General features: G+C 63.7%; 13 protein-coding genes. 10 read left to right on the plus strand and 3 right to left on the minus strand.

The genetic code is table 11. From position 1 onward, the window contains the following. Positions 1–211: 211 nt before the first annotated feature. On the minus strand, positions 212–1114 hold the full coding sequence (locus ACYQ2W_RS16670; RefSeq protein ID WP_459869485.1) for a D-hexose-6-phosphate mutarotase: 903 nt from the start codon (positions 1112–1114) through the stop codon (positions 212–214). A gap of 87 nt (positions 1115–1201) precedes the next feature. Next, positions 1202–3172: a Calx-beta domain-containing protein gene (locus ACYQ2W_RS16675; RefSeq protein ID WP_459869487.1), complete on the minus strand. Its 1971-nt coding sequence runs from the start codon at positions 3170–3172 to the stop codon at positions 1202–1204. Between the two features lie 215 nt (positions 3173–3387). Here ACYQ2W_RS16675 and ACYQ2W_RS16680 point away from each other — a divergent pair, with 215 nt between their 5' ends. The 8 genes from ACYQ2W_RS16680 (at position 3388) to ACYQ2W_RS16715 (ending at position 15462) form a co-directional block, all read left to right on the plus strand. Beyond that, entirely contained in the window at positions 3388–4128 is a 741-nt protein-coding gene (locus tag ACYQ2W_RS16680) for a SapC family protein (RefSeq protein WP_459869489.1), read from the plus strand. A 345-nt stretch (positions 4129–4473) separates the two neighbouring features. Then, a complete protein-coding gene (locus ACYQ2W_RS16685; RefSeq protein ID WP_459869491.1) occupies positions 4474–6261 on the plus strand; it encodes a tetratricopeptide repeat protein in 1788 nt (595 codons plus the stop codon). Positions 6262–6288: 27 nt separating this feature from the next. Further along, entirely contained in the window at positions 6289–8097 is a 1809-nt protein-coding gene (locus tag ACYQ2W_RS16690; protein WP_459869493.1) for a hypothetical protein, read from the plus strand. Positions 8098–8411: 314 nt separating this feature from the next. Next, positions 8412–11360, plus strand: a complete 2949-nt coding sequence (locus ACYQ2W_RS16695) for a beta strand repeat-containing protein (protein WP_459869495.1) — start codon at positions 8412–8414, stop codon at positions 11358–11360. A gap of 469 nt (positions 11361–11829) precedes the next feature. Then, positions 11830–12294, plus strand: a complete 465-nt coding sequence (locus ACYQ2W_RS16700) for a hypothetical protein (RefSeq protein WP_459869497.1) — start codon at positions 11830–11832, stop codon at positions 12292–12294. A 55-nt stretch (positions 12295–12349) separates the two neighbouring features. After that, a complete protein-coding gene (locus tag ACYQ2W_RS16705; RefSeq protein ID WP_459869499.1) occupies positions 12350–13531 on the plus strand; it encodes a glycosyltransferase in 1182 nt (393 codons plus the stop codon). Between the two features lie 194 nt (positions 13532–13725). After that, on the plus strand, positions 13726–14850 hold the full coding sequence (locus ACYQ2W_RS16710; RefSeq protein ID WP_459869501.1) for a carboxypeptidase regulatory-like domain-containing protein: 1125 nt from the start codon (positions 13726–13728) through the stop codon (positions 14848–14850). Between the two features lie 141 nt (positions 14851–14991). Then, positions 14992–15462, plus strand: coding sequence for a tetratricopeptide repeat protein (locus ACYQ2W_RS16715; protein ID WP_459869503.1), 471 nt, complete (start codon positions 14992–14994; stop codon positions 15460–15462). 215 nt (positions 15463–15677) lie between these two features. Here ACYQ2W_RS16715 and ACYQ2W_RS16720 read toward each other — a convergent pair whose 3' ends face one another. Beyond that, positions 15678–16952 carry an NAD(P)/FAD-dependent oxidoreductase gene (locus tag ACYQ2W_RS16720; RefSeq protein ID WP_459869505.1) on the minus strand — a complete coding sequence of 425 codons (1275 nt, stop codon included), beginning with the start codon at positions 16950–16952 and terminating at the stop codon, positions 15678–15680. Between the two features lie 371 nt (positions 16953–17323). On the opposite strand from ACYQ2W_RS16720, the gene ACYQ2W_RS16725 reads away from it, so the two are divergent. Together ACYQ2W_RS16725 and ACYQ2W_RS16730 are read left to right on the plus strand one after the other, a co-directional pair. Next, positions 17324–17662, plus strand: coding sequence for a P-II family nitrogen regulator (locus tag ACYQ2W_RS16725; RefSeq protein WP_459869507.1), 339 nt, complete (start codon positions 17324–17326; stop codon positions 17660–17662). A gap of 20 nt (positions 17663–17682) precedes the next feature. Then, complete coding sequence (locus ACYQ2W_RS16730) at positions 17683–18993, plus strand: ammonium transporter (protein ID WP_459869509.1); 1311 nt, start codon at positions 17683–17685, stop codon at positions 18991–18993. Positions 18994–19480: the final 487 nt, after the last annotated feature.

Genomic DNA, 19480 nt, shown 5'->3' on the forward strand with positions numbered 1-19480 from the left:
GGGGCGCGGAAAGAATAAATTACCCCAAATCGCTTGTCTCGCCGCCCCTCTTCGGCGTTGCGGCAAGGGTTACATAGCCGGGCTATGCGCCCCTTGCCGCGCGACGTGCAGGGATGCACAAGTGTCGCGGGAGGCAGGAGGCCGGGAGCGACCCTTGAAGAAGAAGCGCGATCCGGCGCGATTTGGGGATTTTTACTTCCTTCCGCGTCCCTTACATCTTGGAAACTTGGTATTCGGCGCTCAGGGTGTGCTCGTCGCCGGGGGGGATGCTCCAGGCGTCGCTCAGGGCGTTGGCCGATTCGACGCAGAGCATCCGGCGATAGCCGTCCTCTCCCATGTCGCCGAAGGCGGCACCCTTCTCCGCCCAGGGGTTCCACACCACGGTGGAGCGGCCGTTGTGCTTGGTGACGTGGATGCGCCGGCCGAGGTCGGGGTCGTGGATCACGCACTCGTCGGGGGCGGCGAGGTAGACGCGGTCGGTCTCGCCGCGGATGACGACGGCCCCCTGCTGTTCGGTGTGCGCCCCGTCGTTGACCTTGTCGACGTAGCCGACCCCCTCCAGGCCGCTGATCTCAATCCGCTCGATGTCGCCGACGTGGAAGTAGGTGTGCAGCGCCTCGGTGAGGGTGACCGGCTGGTCGCCGAGGTTGCGGGTGGTCAGCGCGAGGGTGAGGGTGGTGCCGACGGTGACGGTAAGTTTCAGAGCGCAGCGGTGGGGCCAGAGTTTGGCGGTTTCGTCGTCCTGGTCGAGGGTGAGGGTGAGGCGGGTGGCGCCGTCCGCCAGCGCCTCGCTGGCCGTTACCGACCACGGCTTGTTGCGGGCGAAGCCGTGGCCGGGGAGGGTGGCATCGCTCTCGTGGGGACCGAACCAGGGCCAGCAGACCGGTACGCCGCCGCGCAGGGACTTGCCCGGTTTGTAGACCGCTTCGGGACTGAGCCAGACCACGGGCTGGTCACCCTTGGGGGTCCAGCTGAGGAGTTGGCCGCCCTCCAGGGCGAGGGTGGCGTGGCCGTGGGCGTTGTCGATCTCGGCGAGGGTCGGGCCGTCCCCTTCGCGGGTGAAGTGGAGGTGGCCGTCGATGGCGTGGCGCTGGTTGAGTTCCGCGGGGGACATGGGGGGTTCCTTGTTGTCGGGTGGGTGTCGGGCAGGTTACTGCATGTGGTTGTCCCCCCCGGCGGGAGCGGTCGGACGGGCCGGACGTCAGGGGAGGACGTAGAGCGCCTGCTGGTCGCCGTTGGGGTAGAGGATCAGGTAGTCCGCGGTACCGTCGCCGTTGAGGTCCGCATGGGGGGCGAATTGGACCTGATCGGAATCCAGGGGGTCGTAGCGGTCGACCAAGTAGTCGGGGATCGTCGCGAGGGTGGTGCCGCCGAGGGTGATCTTCAGTACCCCTTCGCTGTCCTGGACGATGCGCTGGAAGCCGGGGACGTGGCTGAGGGCGGTGACCACTGCATCCCAGTCGGCGAGTGCCGGGTAGAGGATCTGCTCGCGCAACCGGTTCTCCACGGTGAAGCGGTGGATCAGTTGGTAGAAACCGTGGAGCGTCGGGTGGGTGGCCACGGCGATGCCGCGGGCGGTGCCGCTCTCGGCGAGGGGGGCGTAGAGCGCAGGGCGGGCGACATAGCGCAGGAACCACGATGGGGGGATGACCAGTTCGCCTTGGTCATTGGGGACCAGCGGGGCGGCGCCGCTGTTGAGGGGGATGCTCAGGTCGCCGTGGGCGTTGACCGCCACCTCGGCGAGTCCGAGGTCGCTGACCGTGTCGTAGAGTGCAGCGAGGTCGCCGGAGGCGGGCAGGCAGACCACCGCCAGGCCGTCGTCGGTGACGATGCGCACCTCGCCGGCATCGCTGAGGTGGAGGCCGGGGCCTTCTCCGCTCAGCGGGGTCTCGACCCGTACCGGGTGGAGGACGAGGAGCGAGTCGCTCGCCACCGGTGAGCTGAGCTGGCCGCTGGCGGTGTCCTGGGCGAACAGGAAGCGGCCTTCGCTGACTACGGTGAGTCCGTTGATCTCGTCGATGATCGAGGTGTCGGCGGTCAGCGGGCTGTCGGCGCTGAGATCGACCGCCGGGGGTTGGGTGACGCCCTCCAGCTCCGGGGTGATGGTGGTCAGCAGCGAGGAGAAGTCGGTGTCGTCGTTGACGATGGTGACGGTGATCGAGGGGGTATCGCCGAGGGTGGCGCCGGAGGGGGTGGCCAGGGTGATGGTGAGGGTTTCGTTCGGTTCGGCGAGGTCGTCGTCGACCAGGTGGAGGTAGATGGTCTCCGGGGCGGTGACGCCGTTGGGCCAAGTGAGGGTGCCCGTGGCGGAGTCGGCCAGATAGTCGCTCACCGCTTCGGCGGTGCCGGCGGTGACGCTGTACTGGACCGTGACTTGGCCGTTGCCGCCGCCGAGGCGGTCGACGGTGAGCCAGATCCATTCGTCTCCCTCGTTGCCGCTGATGCTCTCCCGGGAGAACTGGACGGCGATGTCGGCGTTGTCGATGTACAGCGGGGCGTCCTGAGCGCTGCCGGTGGCGGGGTCGCTGAAGTTGCTGAGATGGAGCTGGAGGCTCTCCCGCTCCTCGATTTCGTCGTCGTTGACGATGGCGACGGTGAAGCTCTTGTTGCCTCCCTCGCCGTCGGCCCAGCTCAGGGTGCCGGAGGTGTCGGTGTAGTCGACGTCGGAGGCCGCGCTGTCCGGACTGGTGCTGTAGGTCACCGATACCGCGCCGGTGGTGCCGCCACTGCGGCTGACGGTGATGGTGGCGGTGCCGGCGTCCTCGCTGACGGTGTAGGCGTTGGCGGTGAAGGCGATGTGGCCGGGCTCGACATCGCTCAGGGTGATGGTGGCGATGGTCGGGGTGCCGAGGGTGGCGCCCGTGGGGTTGGCCAGGGCGATGGTGAACGTTTCCGTGCCTTCCACGATCTGGTCGTCGGGGAGGGTGATCGAGATGGTCTTGTCGGCGAGATCGCCGTCGTTCCAGTTGAGGGTGCCGGTGGCGGGGGTGTAGTCGCTGCCGGCCAGGGCGCTGCCGTTGCTGGTGGCGTATTGGACGGTGGCCGCGCCGCTGCCGGTGCCGGTGCGGGATACGGTGACCGCGACGGAACCGCTGCTCTCCGCGGTGGTCTGGGTCGCGCTGGTGAATGCCAGGGTGTCGGCCAGCGCGGAGCCGCAAAGCGGCAGGAGCACAAGGGATAGAAGGAGTCGTAGCCTCATCTGCGGTAGCTGTCGTTGGTGATGCCGGGACGATCCGATTATGGGGTGCTGCGCGGGGGGATGCCAGCGTGCGGCCTCCGCTTTCGCCGTGGGCAATGTGCGCAATTCCAGGCACGGTCGGTATAATAGCCCCTTCGCGACCCGTCGTCCGGTCGTCCGATCGATCCACTTCGAGGAAATGGTATCCCATGGCTGACATGCTTTTTTACGAACGTATCGCGTTGCTCGATGCCGAGCGGCATCGGAATCTGCGGGTTGCGGAGAAGATCGACTATCGGTTTGCGGCGGAGGTCAGTGCGGTGCCCGTGGTGGTCGCCGAGTTCTCCATGGCGGCGATGAATTACCCCCTCTTTTTCGCCAATTCCCCCACCGGCGAGACCATGGCGGTGGCGATGCTCGGCCTGGCCACCGATGAGAATCTGTTCGTCGATGGGAAGGGGGAGTGGGATGCCTCTTATATCCCGGCGTTCGTTCGCCGCTACCCCTTTGCCCCCGGTGCGCAGGCGGAAGGTGATGAGCTGCCGATCTACGTCGACGAGGCATCATCGTTGCTTGGCGAGACGGAGGGGGACCCGCTGTTCGACGATCACGGCCAGGCGAGCGAGCGGCTTACCGGCTACCTTGAGCTGCTCAAGGATTTCCAGGAGCAGAACGAGCGGACCCGCGCCTTCATCAACCGCTTGAAGGGGGCGCAGCTGCTGAAGGAGTCCAACGCCTCGATCAACCTCGCCGACGGGGGCAAGGTGACGGTGCCGGGGATGCTGGTGGTGGATGAGGAGCGCCTGCTGGCGTTGCCCGATCAGCAGGTAATGGCGCTGTTCCGGGTCGGTGAGCTCTCGTTGATCTACCTCCATCTGGCGTCGATGGCCAATCTCTACCGGCTGGTGGAACGGCGCTCCAAGCGTCAGGCCCGATTGGTGCTTCACTAGTGTACTGCCCCGCAATTAATGGCCCTTTCAGCGAGTCGCCAAGCGGTCAGCCGCAAGACGCGGGCTCGCCGGGGCAGCCGCCCTGCCTCAAGAGACCGCAACGCCGCGGATGGCCGCTTGGCGGCTCGCCCGCAGGCCGCCCCCCAGAGACGCCAGGCCGGCGTTGCGGCGCTTGCCAAGGACTCGCCATTGCCTGCGCGCCGCGCCTTGTCCTGGCGCCTCTGGGGGGCGCTGAAAGGGCCATTAATTGCGGGGCAGTACACTAGCTTTACGTCTGCTGACCTGCGTGGGGCGCGGCAGATGCGCCTCTTTGTCTGATTTCGCTCCCGTTTTTTCGAGGCGGCCGTGGATTCCATCGATCAACTGCTCTCCCGAGCGGTCCAGCAGCACTCCTCCGGGCGGTACGGAGAAGCGGTTGCGAGTTGTGATGCGGTGCTCCAGCAGCAGCCGGACAACTCCGGGGCGTGTTACGTGAAGGGTGTTTGCCAACATTGCCTCGGGCAGCACGCGGAGGCGCGCTCCTACGTCGAACGCGCCATCGAACTCAATCCGCAAAACAAGCACTACTACCTTACGCAGGGTTCGATTCTCTCTTCCCTCGGGGACGCCGACGGGGCCCGTGCCGCCTATGATCGGGCCTTGGCGCTCGACCCCGGCTTTCCCGAGGTGCTCAACAATCTGGGTGCCCTCAATCTCAATCAGCGACGGTTCGTGGAGGCGGAGTCCTGTTTCCGCCGGGCGTTGGCGGGCAATCCCCGGTTTGCCGAGGCGTCGTGCAATCTCGGTGTGGTCGCGGCGGAGAACGGGCGGACGGAGGAGGCGATCGAACACTACCGGGTGGCGATCGAACTGCGGCCGGACTATCCCGAGGCGCAGAACAACCTGGCCAATGCCCTGAACGCCCTGGGTAAATTCGCTCGAGCGGTGGAGGTGTTGCAACCGTTGGTGGAGCGCCATCCTCATTTCGCAGCGGCCCACAACGCGCTCGGCAGCGCCCTCTTCTCTCTCGGCGATCACCAGCAGGCCCGCGCCAGTTTCGAACGGGCGCTGGAGATCGAGCCGGATTTCTCCGAGGCGTTGGGCAACGTCGCCAACGTCTTCTCCCGCGATGGGGATTCGGTCGAGGCGCGGCGGGTCTACGAGAACGCATTGAAGCTGAACCCCACGGTACCGAAGGTCCATTTCAACTACGCCATGGTGCTCCTTGGCTGCGGCGACTATGCGGCAGGTTGGCCGGAGTATGAGTGGCGACTGCGGGCTGCGGACTGGTTGTGGGCACACCCGTGGTTTCGCGATGCCGGCCCCCTGTGGGATGGTTCCGTGGCGCCGGGGAGCGTTCTGGTGGTGCGAGCCGAGCAGGGGTTTGGTGATGTGATTCAGTTCGCCCGTTTCCTGCCCCGGGCGAAGGAGCGGGTGGGTACCCTGGTGTTGGAGGCGCCGCGGTCGTTGGAGCGGTTGCTCGGAGCGGCGCCGGGGGTCGACCGGTTTGTGGTTGCCGATTCCGACCGGATCGTGACCAAGGATTACGATTTCTTCGTTCCGATCATGAGCTTGCCTCATCGCCTCGGTATCGGGATCGATACGCTACCGGGGAGTGGAGGCTATCTTTCCGTGCCCCCCGTGCCGAGTCCGCTTCCCGCCCTATCGGCGGTGGAGGGCCTGAAGGTGGGGATCGTGTGGGCCGGTAGTGCCGGGCATCGGGAGGATCGTCGTCGCTCCTGTTCGGCGGGAATGTTTCGACGGTTGTTGGAAGTGGAGGGAATTTGCCTGTTCAGTCTTCAGGTGGGTGAGCGGGCCGATGAGGTGGGGGAACTCGGTGGGGATGGCCGGGTCGTCGATCTGAGCGGGCAGTTGACCGATTTTGCCGCTACCGCGGAGGTGATCGGTCAACTTGATTTGGTGGTGGCCGTCGATACCGCGGTGGTCCACCTGGCCGGCGCCCTGGGCAAGGAGTGTTGGGTGCTGTTGGCGACGAGTCCCGATTGGCGTTGGCTGGAGAGTGGGGCGACCACCGCCTGGTATGATCGGGCGACGTTGTTTCGGCAGCCCCAGGCGGAGGATTGGAATGGCGTCTTCGATGCGGTGGTCGAGCGTCTTGCTCGGTTTCGCGTCGACGGTGGGGTGAGGCAATGATGATGGGGGGATCGGATCGTGCCGTGGATGAATGAGCAGCGATTGGTAACCCTCTTGGGGTCGCCTTTTGTGGCGCCAGTGGTGCTGCTTCTGCTGGTGTTGATCGGCTATGGCCACACGCTGAGCGTGCCATTCTATTTTGACGATTATTCATCGATTCTGGAAAGTCCCTCAATCGTCAGCGGGGGGCCCGCGGCGGTATGGCAACAGTTTTCCATCCGTTTTTTGGGCTACATGACATTTTGGGCCAATTACCAGATCGGAGGCCCCTCCGTATTCGGCTTCCACTTGGTGAACGTCACCATTCATCTGACGGCCGCTATCTTGGTGTATCTGTTGGCTCGCCAGCTTGTCTATCGCACCAGCGCCGAGGACGGTTCCCAAGCGCGGTGGCGAATGGCCTTCATTCCACTGGTTGCGGCCACGCTGTTTCTCGTCCACCCGCTGCAAATCCAGGCGGTGACCTACATCGTTCAGCGGCTCGCCTCCCTTGCGGCCCTCTTTTATGTGGCGACGCTCCTCTTTTATATCTATGGAAGGGTGGCGACGGCGTGGTACGCCCGGGGGTTATGGATGGGGGCGGCCTTGGTGACGATGGGTGCCGCCCTCTTCACCAAACAGAATACCTTCACGCTGCCGTTGGCGGTGTTGTTGCTGGAGTGGGTGCTGTTTGGCATGGACCGGCGGCGGCTCCTCTTCGTTGCAGGGCTCGGTATCGCGGTCGCGGCGGGTTTGGCCGGGGTGATTGGCTTGATGTACCACATCAACCCCTTCTCTCCCGAGGCCTTGGCTGGAGTCTTGCGGGGTGAGGCCTCGGTAATAGGGCGGGGGGACTATTTCCTTCTCCAGCTGAAGGGGTTGTTCCACTACCTGGGGCTGTATGTCTGGCCGGTCGATCTGCGGGTGGATTACAACCCACCGGTGCTCCCGGTCCATTTCGGTGCGGAGCATCTGCTGTTTGCCGCCTTTCATCTGGTGGCGATCGGTGCGGGCGTGTTTTTGGTGCGGCGGGCGCCGCTGATCTCGTTCGGCATACTCTTTTTCTATATCGCACATCTGGTCGAGTCATCGGTGTTGCCGATCAAAGACACGTTTGTGGAGCATCGGATGTATCTCCCGTTGGTCGGCTTGAGTATTGCCACAGCAGATCTGATCCATCGATTTTCCCCGCTCATTGGAGTGAGGTCCGTGGCGATTGCCGCGGGGCTGGTTTCCCTGCTCCTTTTGGGGGCGACCCGGGAGCGAAACGAGGAGTGGAATGACCGGCTGGGTTTTTGGGAGAAGAACGCTCGCCTTTCCCCCGCCCACTATCGTCCGTGGTCGATTGTCGCCAAGGAGTATTTGGCGGCGGACCGCCCCAACGATGCCTTGACGGCCCTGCAGCGGGCCAGTGAGGCGAAGAATGGCGGAAAGCCCGGGCCGATTCGTCTGGATGAGGCGGCGGTGGTCACCTTTGTCGCGGCGCTGATCCGCGTGGGGCGAATGAAGGACGCGATGGCGGTGATCGATCACACCTTGAGCACGGCGGGATCGATCAATCCGCTGAACCGATCGAAACTGCTGACCAACCGTGGAAACATATCCAAACGTCAGGGGGCGTTGAGCGACGCGGAAGCGGACTACCGCGAGGCCATCCGCGTCTACTCGACCAATCCCGTCTCCTGGAACAATCTGGCCGCGGTGCTGCTCGAGCGGCGAGAGGCTCGTCAGGCGGAGGAGGTGTTGCGTGAAGGGCTCAGTGCCAATCCATCGAACCCGCTGCTGATGAACAGCCTGGAAGTGGTGACGAAGGCGTTGGGTCAGTCATCTGCGCCCCCGCCGGCTTCCGGAAAATAGCCCGAAACAGCGAGAAAACGGACGAATGTTTTACCCGTTTTTCACTTCTGTGACCGCACGTTGTGAAATTTCGACCTCTCGTGCAATTGTTGTTGTAAAAACACATGGGGTGTTGTAACTTCGCCCCATGGCCAATAATCGAGGGGGCGAGATGTCCCTTGATTTTTCTACGCACATGGTTATTATCCATCCGCGTAGGCTTGGTCGCAGGGCTGTGGATCGTGCTGGAACGCGGATGAGCGATTAAGCAGTTTTGGCCGAAACTAGCGAAAACCCGTAGAAATTTTTGTTCGACATCGAAGGAGAACATCGAGATGATGAAGAAGAACCACGTAGCGGTTGCCGTGACGCTGGCACTGGGGGCGGCGGGTGTGCAGGCCGCGACGACCAACTCCGCGGCGACCGTCCCCAACGTCCTGATCGGCGGCTCCGCGGTCACCCTGGGTAACATCCAGCTGATCGAGGGCGGTGCTGGCCAGCTCTCCGCCACCAGCCCGTCCAACACCGTTTACATTCAGCTGCCGACGGGGGTCTCCTTCAGCGACACCACCGTCACCGCCGCGGTATCCAACACCGCCGCGGGTACGGTCCTGAGCTCCGGCAGCGCGACCCTCGAGGACACTGACGGCGACAGCAAGAACGATCGTGCGACCTGGACCATTGGCACCGCGTCGGCCGTTGCCGCTACCATCCTCATCAGCAGCATCGACGTCAACGTCGCGAGCACCGTGGCCGCCGGTGACATCTCTGTCAGCATCGCCTCCAAAACTCCCGGCAACCCCGGCCTGACTTCCGGCTCCGTGGTCAGCGGTCGCGCCGTGACCGCCGGTACCACCAACGAGCTGACCACGACCGCTCCCAACGTTCACATCGGCGGTACCGCCCAGGTCGGCGGCACCCTGCTGATCACCGAGAGCGCCACCGGTACCCTGGCCTCCGGCAAGACCATCACCGTCTCTCTCCCGACCGGCGTCTCCTTTGGTGCCAAACCGACCGCCACGCCGACCAACATGGACATCGGCGCCACTGCGAACACCGCGCAGGCTGCGACCATGTCCAGCGACAGCCGCACCGCCACCTGGACCGTTGCCTCCGGCGGCGCCTCCACCGGTTCCAGCGTCGGTCAGCTCTCCATTCCGATGGCCAACCTGACGGTGGGTGCCACCGTCGCCGCTGGTGCCATCAATGCGACCATCGGTGGTACGGGCAGCGTGACCGCCGGCGATGTGCAGATCGCCACCGCCGCTACCGGTTCCACCACTTCCTCGGCGGTCAACACCACCCTGGGCAAGACCCCCGCGGGCCGCAACGCCGTCACCGCCTCCAACATCCTGATCAAGGAGAACTTCGGTGAGGTGGTTTCGGATGCCGGCAGCTCCACCGTCACCCTGACCCTGCCCGACGGCGTGACTTTCGCTGCCCAGCCTGTCTTCACCCCCTCGGTGGCCAGTGCCGCGGCTACGGTCAGCTCGTCGATCGGCTTCCAGACCTCCACCATCACCATCCCGGTTCCCAACAGCACCGCAACCGACACCACCACGACCACCTACACCGTCAGTGGTCTCAGCGTGAACGTTGCGAGCAGTGTCTCCGCGGGTGACCTGTCGGTGGCGATCGCCGGCTCCACCGGTTCCGGCGTTACCGCCGCCTCCGTCGCGGTGCTGACCGTGGTCGATTCCTCGGTCACCGTCACTGCCAACACCACCATTCCGACCGTCGGCATCGGTGCCTCCGGGCAGGGCATCGGTGAGTTCACCATCAAGGAGGACGTCGCCAGCGCCCTGCTCGCCAACAGCAGCACCATCACCTTGGCGCTGCCCGCCGGCGTGACCTGGAGTGCGGCGCCCACCGTTAGCGCCACCGGCAGCATGGGCCTTGGCACCGTGACGCTTTCCAGCGACAGTCAGACCGCCACCGTGCCGGTCTCCACCGCCTCGAGCAGCGCCGCGACCATCACGGTCTCCGGCTCGATCTCGGTCGCCTCCACCGTTTCCGCGGGCGACATCGCGGTGACCATCGGTGGTACTGCGGGTGCTTCCGGCACCGCCACCGTCGCGACTGCGGCTCAGGGTACCACCACCGCCGTCAGCAGCATCACCTCGCTGACCGCCGGCACCCCGACCCAGTCCATCGGCACCCTTTCCGTCACGGAGTCCTTCCAGGGTGCGATCGCTGCCAGTGGTCAGTTCCGCGTAGTGCTGCCGACTGGGCTGACCTGGGCGACCGCCACTCCTGCGGTGACTACGGCCCTTACCGGTTCCTCCGGCACCAAGCTGGTTGCCACTGTTGATACCGCCAACAGCTACAGCGGTACCACCACTACCGGTGCCAACTGGGAATTTGAGCGGGCCACCACCTTCTCCTCCAACGACACCCTGATCATCCGCGCGCCGAGCACCGCCTCGACCGGTGCCACCAAGGTGTCCTTCGCGGGTCTGAAGGTGAACGTCGCCAGCGGCACTGCCGACGGCAATGTAGAGGTGTCGATCAACGATGGTGATCTGAGTGCCACACACGGGGCTGGCGTGATCGGCTCCATGGAGGTGGTTGCGGTGGTCGGCACCCCGCTGGCCCTGAGCGCCGACAGCACCGACCTCAGTATCACCACCTCCGGTACCGGTACCGTGACCTTGAGCGGTGGTGTCGGTTCTCTCAGCATCTCCACCCAGCCTGATAGCACCGTGGCGACCGCCTCCCTGGTCAACGGTGTGCTGACGGTGACTCCGGTTGCTGTGGGTACCACCAGCGTTGTGGTGAGCGATTCCGCTTCTACCCCGAGCACGCTGACCATCAATATCACGGTGAGTCAGGTGATGACCCCGCCCGACACTGGCACTCCGGCCACTCTCAGCGGCAATCCCACCAACGCCACTATCGCCGCGGGCGTGAGCGATGACAGCGGAGCCAGCTACTCGCTGACCGGCAGCTTCGCCGCTGCCGACAGCCTGGACGTGACCGGTTCCATCGCGATTGACCCCAACGACGTTGGTCAGCAGGGTTCCATTCTGGTGGTGGCCGCTCTCGACCAGGGGGCTGGGATGATGTGGTTCATGAAGGACAGCACCGGTGCGTGGCAGATGTGGGACGGTCAGGTCTCCAACCTGATCGCCGCCGACGGTCCCCGCACGCTGGCCGCTACCGAGACTGTCTCTGTGGCTACCGGCCTTTCCGGGCTGCCCGGCACCTTCGACGTGTTCGTGGGTTACGAGGTGGGTGGCGAGATCGTCTACAACACCACCCCGGTCCACTTCGTTGTTGAGTAAGTGCTGATCGGCACCTCTCGCTTGAGAGGTGGTTGATGGAAGGCGCCCCCTTTTGGGGGCGCCTTTTTTTTGATTTCCTTGGTGCCGTCTCTTATTCTTGCGGGTGATCCGGCTTTTCCCTCCGATGACTTTTCTCTCGGCGTGTTTGGAGGGCTGCCGGTCACCGAATCTGTTAGGGACCTTTGTTATGATCTCCGCTTGCTCCAGATCCTGTGGCTGTGCGCTACTCGTTGCGCTGTTCTCGCTGCACCACATTTCGGCTTTTGGCGCGGAAGAGATCGATCTTTTCAGTCCTAGCCGGGGAGAGGCGCCCCCGCCTCCGAAAGTCGAGTCTCCCCCGCCGCCGCCGCCGAAGGTTGTTCGGCCAAAGCCTCCAATTCGGGGTGGAGGTAAGCCGTTCGTTCTGCGCGGTACGTCAAAGCTGGCCAATCGCTACTCCGCGATCCTCGAAACCCCCGCCGGGGGGGATGTGAAGCTCCGCTGGCAGCCCGGGGATGTGGTGGATGTTCCGGGGTTCGAGGGCTATCAGGTCAGCAGTATCCGGCCTCGAGAAGTGCGCCTGGTCTATCCGGAAGGGGTCGAGTGTAGTGACGTGCTCGAGTCCGGCGTACGCTGCATGGCGGGTAACCAGTCGGCGATTCTCAGTCTGGTCCGGCGGAATGCGAAGTCACCGCCCAAGTCCTCCAAGCCTCTCCAGAAAGCCGCTTTGGCTCAGCCAGCAGCAAATCCATTTCAGGCGGCATTGGAGCGGGCCAGGGCAGGAAAGAGCGCACCGGTCGATGAGGAGGTGGCGCGGAAGCAGGCGAAGGAGTTGGCGGAGCGACGCGAGAAGTATCGCGATTTCAAGCCAAAAAAGATCAACCCGGATGAGGTGCCGCCCGGCATGAAGGTGGTGCACACGCCCTTTGGAGACCGTTTGGTGCCGGAGAAATGATCGACGGGCGGCGGAGGCCGTCTTGCGCCCGAAGTGTCGCAGTGCTCGTCGCCAGATGAGCATTCGAGTGCTGCACGTAGGGAAGTATTGGCCTCCTTTTTGGGGAGGGATCGAGACCTTCATGGCGGACCTGCTTCCCGCTCAATCCCGGCTGGGGATGTGTGTGGGGGCGTTGGTGCATGATCACTCTATAGGTAGGGGGGCGGTTGCCGCCGGAGCGGTCGAGGGAGATGTGCGGATCTGGCGGGTTCCTTCCTACGGAAGAATGGCGTATGCCCCGGTGGCGCCATCGTTTCTCCTCTGGTTCGAGCGTGTGGTGCGGGAGTTCGAGCCCGACCTGATCCATCTTCATCTGCCCAATACTTCGGCGTTTTGGGGGTTGGTGTCGCCAGCAGCCAAGCGACGTCCGTGGGTGGTCCACTGGCACTCCGATGTGGTTGCTTCGGAACACGATCGGAAGCTCGCCCATCTATATCCTCTCTATAAGCCGTTTGAGCGGGCTGTGTTGCGGCGTTCCGCGCGGGTCGTTGCCACCTCTCCGCCCTATCTCGACACCAGTGCGGCGTTGGCGCTCTACCGTGACCGGGTGGAGGTGGTTCCGCTCGGTATGGATCCGGCGCGCATCCCGCTCGTGGACGACGGGCTGGTGCAGCAGACGCGCCAGCGTTGGCCAAGCGGAGGGGTGCGGCTACTGACCATTGGGCGCTTGACCTACTACAAGGGGCACGAGGTGTTGCTTCGCGCGCTGTCGCGGACTGAAGGGGCAAGCCTCGTACTGGTTGGCGAAGGTGAGGGGCGGGTTCGTCTGGAGGGGTTGGCAAGGGAGTTGGGGGTGGCCGGACGGGTGCTTTTCACCGGGAGGCTCCCGGAGAAGGAGGTGCATGCCTTCCTGGAAGCGGGCGATCTTTTCTGCCTTCCGTCATTGGAGAGGACCGAGGCGTTCGGTGTGGTGTTGATCGAGGCGATGGCCCATGGGAGAGCCGCTTTGGTAAGTTCCATCCCCGGTTCCGGAGTCGGCTGGGTAGTGAGAGACGGGGTTGAAGGGATCCATGCGAGGCCGGGGGATGTCGACAACTGGGCGGAGGCCATCGGACGCGTGGCGGCGGCTCCCGAGCGTTTGCGACAGCTTGGAGAGGCTGGGAGGGAGCGCTATCAGCGTTCTTTTAGGATCGATCGAGTTGCGGAGCGTCTCGAAGGTATCTATCGGGAGCTTCTGTCCGAAGGTCGCAAGGGGTAGAGGAAAAGCTGTTTGTTTATCAGGAATTTGCTTGAAATGAATGGGTTGTTCGCGGGTATGTGATGGGCATTGTCCTTTCTGTGGTCTATTGCGATTGGAGGGCTTTGCTATACTTCAAGGCGCCAGAGGGCGCAGGAGGAGGCATACGTCTGTTAAGGTGTCGATCATTAATTAATTGAAAGATGGGGAGAAACATGAAATTTCAGGGTAAAAAACTTGCGGCGATGGTGCTGGGTGTGGCACTGGCTGCCAGCGGCAGCTTGGCCCAGTCCCAGGGCTATGACGTCTATTTCAATGACGCCACCGGCTACGGCGTCAGCGATCATGTTATCAACATTGAGAATATCCGAGTGGACTTCGTGCTCAGCTTCGCGGGGAGCCGGCCTCAGATCGTCAGCGCGAATTACACGATCCCATTCCGCTTCGATGAACAGACCCTGCATTTGGTTCCGGATCTCGGGGCGAGCGTGGATGAAGGCACCAGTTCAGCCAGCCGGTGCGCCAGTCTGACGCTCAATATCTCCGACGCCTACACCGGGAATCCGGTGAGCGACGCGGAGGTCTCCATCGGATCCAATAGCACCACTTCCAGCAGCGATGGTGAGGCGAGCTTCAGCAACCTGCTCGAAGGCTCCATTCATGTCGGCGTGACGGCCACGGGCTATTCCGACACGGAGCAAGTGGTAACGGTGAGCTGCGACGAACCCACCTCCGTGGGCGTGGCGCTCAACCCGACCGATACTTCCAGTGGCGGTTTGGCGACCAATGAGGTGCGGGTCATTCTCAGTTGGGGCGAGAATCCTCGGGATCTGGATTCCCACCTGACCGGGCCGGACGAGAACTCCGACGGTACGGCCAGCGACGAGACCAACCGTTTCCACCTCTACTACGGGAATCGCTCCAGCTGCTGCGACGTCGCCAATCTGGATGTGGATGACACCACTTCCTACGGTCCGGAGACCGTGACGATCCGTCCGCCCACCGATGCGGGCATTTTGCGTGCGGGTCTCTATCGCTATTCGGTGTTCCACTATTCCGGTAGCAGCGATCTTTCCACCGCCAACGCCACTGTACGTCTGGTGTACGGCGACGGCAGCGAGCGGAGCTTCTCTCCGCCCAGTGACAACTCGACCCTCTCCGGCGGATACGGCGACGTGTGGACGGTTTTCGAGCTGATGGTCGATTCCCAAGGAGCGGTCACCGTGTTGCCTGTCAACACCTACACCAGCGCCTCCAGTTCCGGTTCAGTGCGCGGCACCAACACCGGTTATGGTGAGGTGGAGAGTGGGGTGGACTTCCTGCGCCTGCCGGCGAAGTAAGACACTTCCGCGTTTTGTCAAGTCAAACCCCGCCGAAAGGCGGGGTTTTTTGTGGGGCGTTGAAAGGGTTGCGGCTCGGTACACTAACGTATGATGCGTTGGGGAGGCCGCGGTATCGCGAGTTGTGGTGGAGGCTGGAGAATGAAAGGTCTGCGTCTGTTCAGTGTCGCGTTGATTGCGTGGTGTTCACTTGGGGCTACTTCGGGCTTGGCTTACGCATCGGCGGACAACGGCACCGAGGATGTGGCCAAGATGCAGTACGAGACGGGGATGCGCCTTGCGCGGGACAAGGAGGATGCGCAGGCCCGCGAGTGGTTCGCCCGGTCGGCGGCCGGAGGGTACCCGCCGGCCTACTATGCGCTCGGTTATCTCTATTTCGATGGGCGGGGTGTTCCCCGGGATGACCGGAAGGCGGTGGAGCTGTTCCGCAAAGCGGCCGACAGGGGGGTGGCGGATGCCCAATATATGATGGGTGTGATGTATGCGGTCGGCCGGGGCGTGGAAAAGGATTCGCGGCGCTCGATCCAGTGGATGCGCAAGGCGGCCGGCCACGGGCACCCCGGGGCGCGGAAGACGTTGCAGGGACTCTTCGGTCCCACCGCCGTGAAGTAGTGAGGGGGGCGAGATACGAAGCGTACCACTCCGACCGGCGCGCCTCCCGTCCTTGGCACAACCTACCCAATTTTTCATCAGCCAAACGATTCCCGGGAGTCTGGCAACCCCGTTGAATCCGGAAGTCCCCGAATCGGCACGCAAAAAAAAGGGGCCGTCCCGCAAGGGACGGCCCTTTTTCACAATCCCAATACTGAAATTCGCCTTAGCGAATTTCAGCGAATGAGCTTCTTGATGCCCAGCACGCCGAGGATGTGCTTCTCGTACAGCGGCTCGGAGTTGCCGGTCTTCATCTTGCGGATGAAGTACTTCTCGAAGGCGATCTTGGCCAGGTGGACCCACTTGCCCTTCTTGAACCAGGCGACGTTGCGCGGCGGGATTTGCGGTAGGGCGACGAAGGCGGCGCCGGTGTCGCCCATGTCGGCCAGGCAGATGGCGTTCCAGGTGGCGTTCTGGTCGGGTTCCTTGCCGTCGATCACGTTCTTGATGTTATGCACCGTGGCGGTGACCATCGACTCGATCATGTAGCCGGTCTTCGGCGTGCCGGTGGCCACCGGGGTGGCCTCCACCGGCGGGATGGCGATGCACACGCCCACCGAGTAGATGTTGTTCCACTTGGGGTTGCGCTGGTACTGGTCGACCTTGACGAAGCCGCGCGGGTTGCACAGATCGTCGCCGAGGGCGGCGACCGCGTCCTGGCCCTTGAAGGCGGGCAGCATCATCGAGAAGCCGAAGGGCAGTTCGTGCTGCTTGATCACCTCGCCGGCGCTGTTGTGCTCGTCGACGAACATCTTGCCCGCCTCGACCTTGGTCACCTTGGCGTTGCAGATCCAGTTCATGTGGCGGTGGCGCAGGTCGGACTCCAGCATGCCCTTGGAGTCGCCGACGCCGCCCAGGCCGAGGTGGCCGATGTAGGGTTCGGAGGTGACGAAGGTCATCGGCACCTTGTTGCGAATCTTCCGCTTGCGCAGGTCGGCGTCCATGATGAACGCGAATTCGTAGGCGGGGCCGAAACACGACGCGCCCTGCACCGCGCCGACGACGATCGGGCCGGGCTCCTTGACGAACTCCTGCCAGCGCTCGTAGGCGGCCTCGGCGTGGTCGACGGTGCAGACCGAGTGGGTGTGCCCCTTCGGACCGGTGCCCTCCACCTCTTCGAAGGCGAGCTTCGGGCCGGTGGCGATGATCAGGTAGTCGTAGTCGACCACCTGGCCGTCGGAGAGCACCAACTGGTTGTCGTCGGGTTTGATCTCGGTGCAGGGCACCGGGATGAAGTTGATCCCCTTCTTCTTCAGCCGCGGAGCAATCGGGAAGGTGATGTCCTTGCGGGTCCGCCAGCCCACCGCCACCCAGGGGTTGGAGGGGACGAACTGGAAGATATCGGTGTAGTGGACGACGGTCACTTCGTGCTTGCGGCCGAGGGCATGCTTCATTTCATAAGCCGCCGGCATCCCACCGGTGCCGCATCCCAGGATTACTACGTGAGCCATACGCTTTGCCTCCAGAAATATTAGAAATATCTTATACTTGCCCTCGACGGACAAGCTACTGTAACGGATATTTCGTCTACGCGGAAGTTCGAATTACGGGTGGGGAATACCCTGATTTTTATCTCTTTTTGAGGGGTGTTTGCACCTGTTTGGTGCGGTGCGGGTCGATCGGTTTCCCACGGCGGTGTGTTGTGGTGCGATAGATTTCCTGTTTCCATCCATATACGTTTTTTATTTTCCTTCTGTTACATGCGGTTAACTCGGTTGGTCTGTTTGATGCAGTGCGCTGGGCCGCGGCGACTCGCCGGTCGGGTGACCCGATTCGGGGCGTGCGCAAGGTTTGCATCTAGTGGCCATTTGGAGGAACCGGAATGAAGCTGGTAAGCGCGATTATCAAACCGTTCAAATTGGACGACGTCCGCGAGGCGTTGTCCGAGGTGGGCGTGCAGGGCATCACCGTCACCGAGGTGAAGGGGTTCGGGCGGCAGAAGGGCCATACCGAGCTCTATCGTGGTGCGGAGTACGTGGTGGACTTCCTCCCCAAGATCAAGGTGGAGGCGGCGGTGGCGGCCGATCAGGTGGAGCGGGTGGTCGAGGCGATCACCAGCGCCGCGCGCACCGGCAAGATCGGTGACGGCAAGATCTTCGTCTACAACCTCGAGCAGACCGTTCGTATCCGCACCGGCGAGTCCGGTGCGGAGGCGCTCTAATCCAACGGAGGAACCCGTCAATGCCTATTTCGAAGTCCAAACTCCTGCGTGGCCTCTCCTCCGCGGCGCTGCTCGCGCTGCCCACCCTGGCGCTTGCCGACGATGCGCCGACCCTGAGCGCCGGTGATACCGCCTGGATGCTCACCGCCACCGCCCTGGTGCTGCTGATGACCATCCCCGGTCTGGCGATGTTCTACGGCGGCATGGTGCGTGCCAAGAACGTGCTCTCGGTGCTGATGCAGTGCTTCGCCATCACCGCGCTGATCTCGGTGTTGTGGATGGTCGCCGGTTACTCCATCGCCTTCTCCGACGGCGGCGGGATGAACGCCTGGATGGGCGGCTTCGGCAACTTCCTGCTGAAGGGCGTCGGCATCGACAGCCTCAGCGGTACCATCCCGGAGACCGTCTTCATCACCTTCCAGATGACCTTCGCGATCATCACCCCGGCGCTGATCGTCGGTGCCTTCGCCGAGCGCATGAAGTTCTCCGCGATGCTCTGGTTCATGGGGCTGTGGGTGCTGCTGGTCTACGCCCCGATCTGCCACTGGGTGTGGGGTGGCGGCTGGCTCGCCGACAAGGGGGTGCTCGACTTCGCCGGCGGTACCGTGGTGCACATCAACGCCGGTATCGCCGGCCTGGTCTCGGCGATCGTGCTGGGCAAGCGCAAGGGCTTTCCGACCACCGCGATGCCTCCGCACAACCTGACCTACACCCTGATCGGCGCCTCCATGCTGTGGGTGGGCTGGTTCGGCTTCAACGCCGGCTCCGAGCTGGCGGCCGACGGCACCGCCGGCATGGCGATGCTGGTGACCCAGATCGCCACCGCCATGGCGGCGCTCGCCTGGATGTTCGCCGAGTGGATCTCCCACGGTAAGCCCAGCGTGCTGGGTATCGCCTCCGGTGCGGTGGCCGGCCTGGTCGCCATCACCCCGGCTTCCGGTACCGCCGGCCCGATGGGCGCGCTGGTGATCGGTGCCGCGGCGGGCGTCGGCTGCTTCCTTGGCGCCACCCGCCTAAAGCGCGCCCTGGGCTACGACGACTCGCTGGATGCCTTCGGCGTGCATGCGGTCGGCGGCATCATCGGCGCCATCCTCACCGGCGTCTTCGCCGACGCCAGCCTCGGCGGCGCAGGTCTGGCCGACGGGGTGAGCATCGGCCAACAGGTGGGCGCGCAGTTCATCGGCGTGCTGGCCACCGTGATCTATACCGCCGTGGCGAGCTTCATCCTGCTCAAGGTGATCGACGTCGTCGTCGGTCTGCGGGTGACCGAGGAGCAGGAGGTCGAGGGCCTGGATATCGCGCTGCACGACGAGCGCGGCTACACCCTCTGATCCCATCGGCCTGCGTGTCGTAGGTAAAGGTGGGCGCTTCGGCGCCCGCCTTTTTCTTGTGCTGCGCTAAATGGTTGCGTGCGGTGGTCGGCGCCAATCCTCCATCGCGAACGAATTCGTAGGTCGGCGCTACCGCGCCGACGTGAACGAAGGCAGCGGGCTTACGGATACGACGACCTTCCCGAGGGGAGCACCCCCTTCAAAAGAACGAAGGCAGCGGGCTTGCGGCGACGACGACCTCTCCGAACGGCGCGTCCCATTCGGAAGGTGTGGAGGAAGGCATGGGGAGCGGTGCCTCCGTTCGCGTCGGCGCGGTAGCGCCGACCTACGCGCTCCCGACTCTCCGGCAGACGCTCAAGGGAAGGGTGGCGACGCGATGGTAGGGGGTAGGCCTTGCCGTGGGCGTGTAAACACCTTTTTTGATGCGTCTTTTGGGTGCGCCGATTTGGTGCGTCTCTTTATCTTTTACTAACAACGTGGTGCAGTG

The organism is Endothiovibrio diazotrophicus (genome assembly GCF_054657215.1).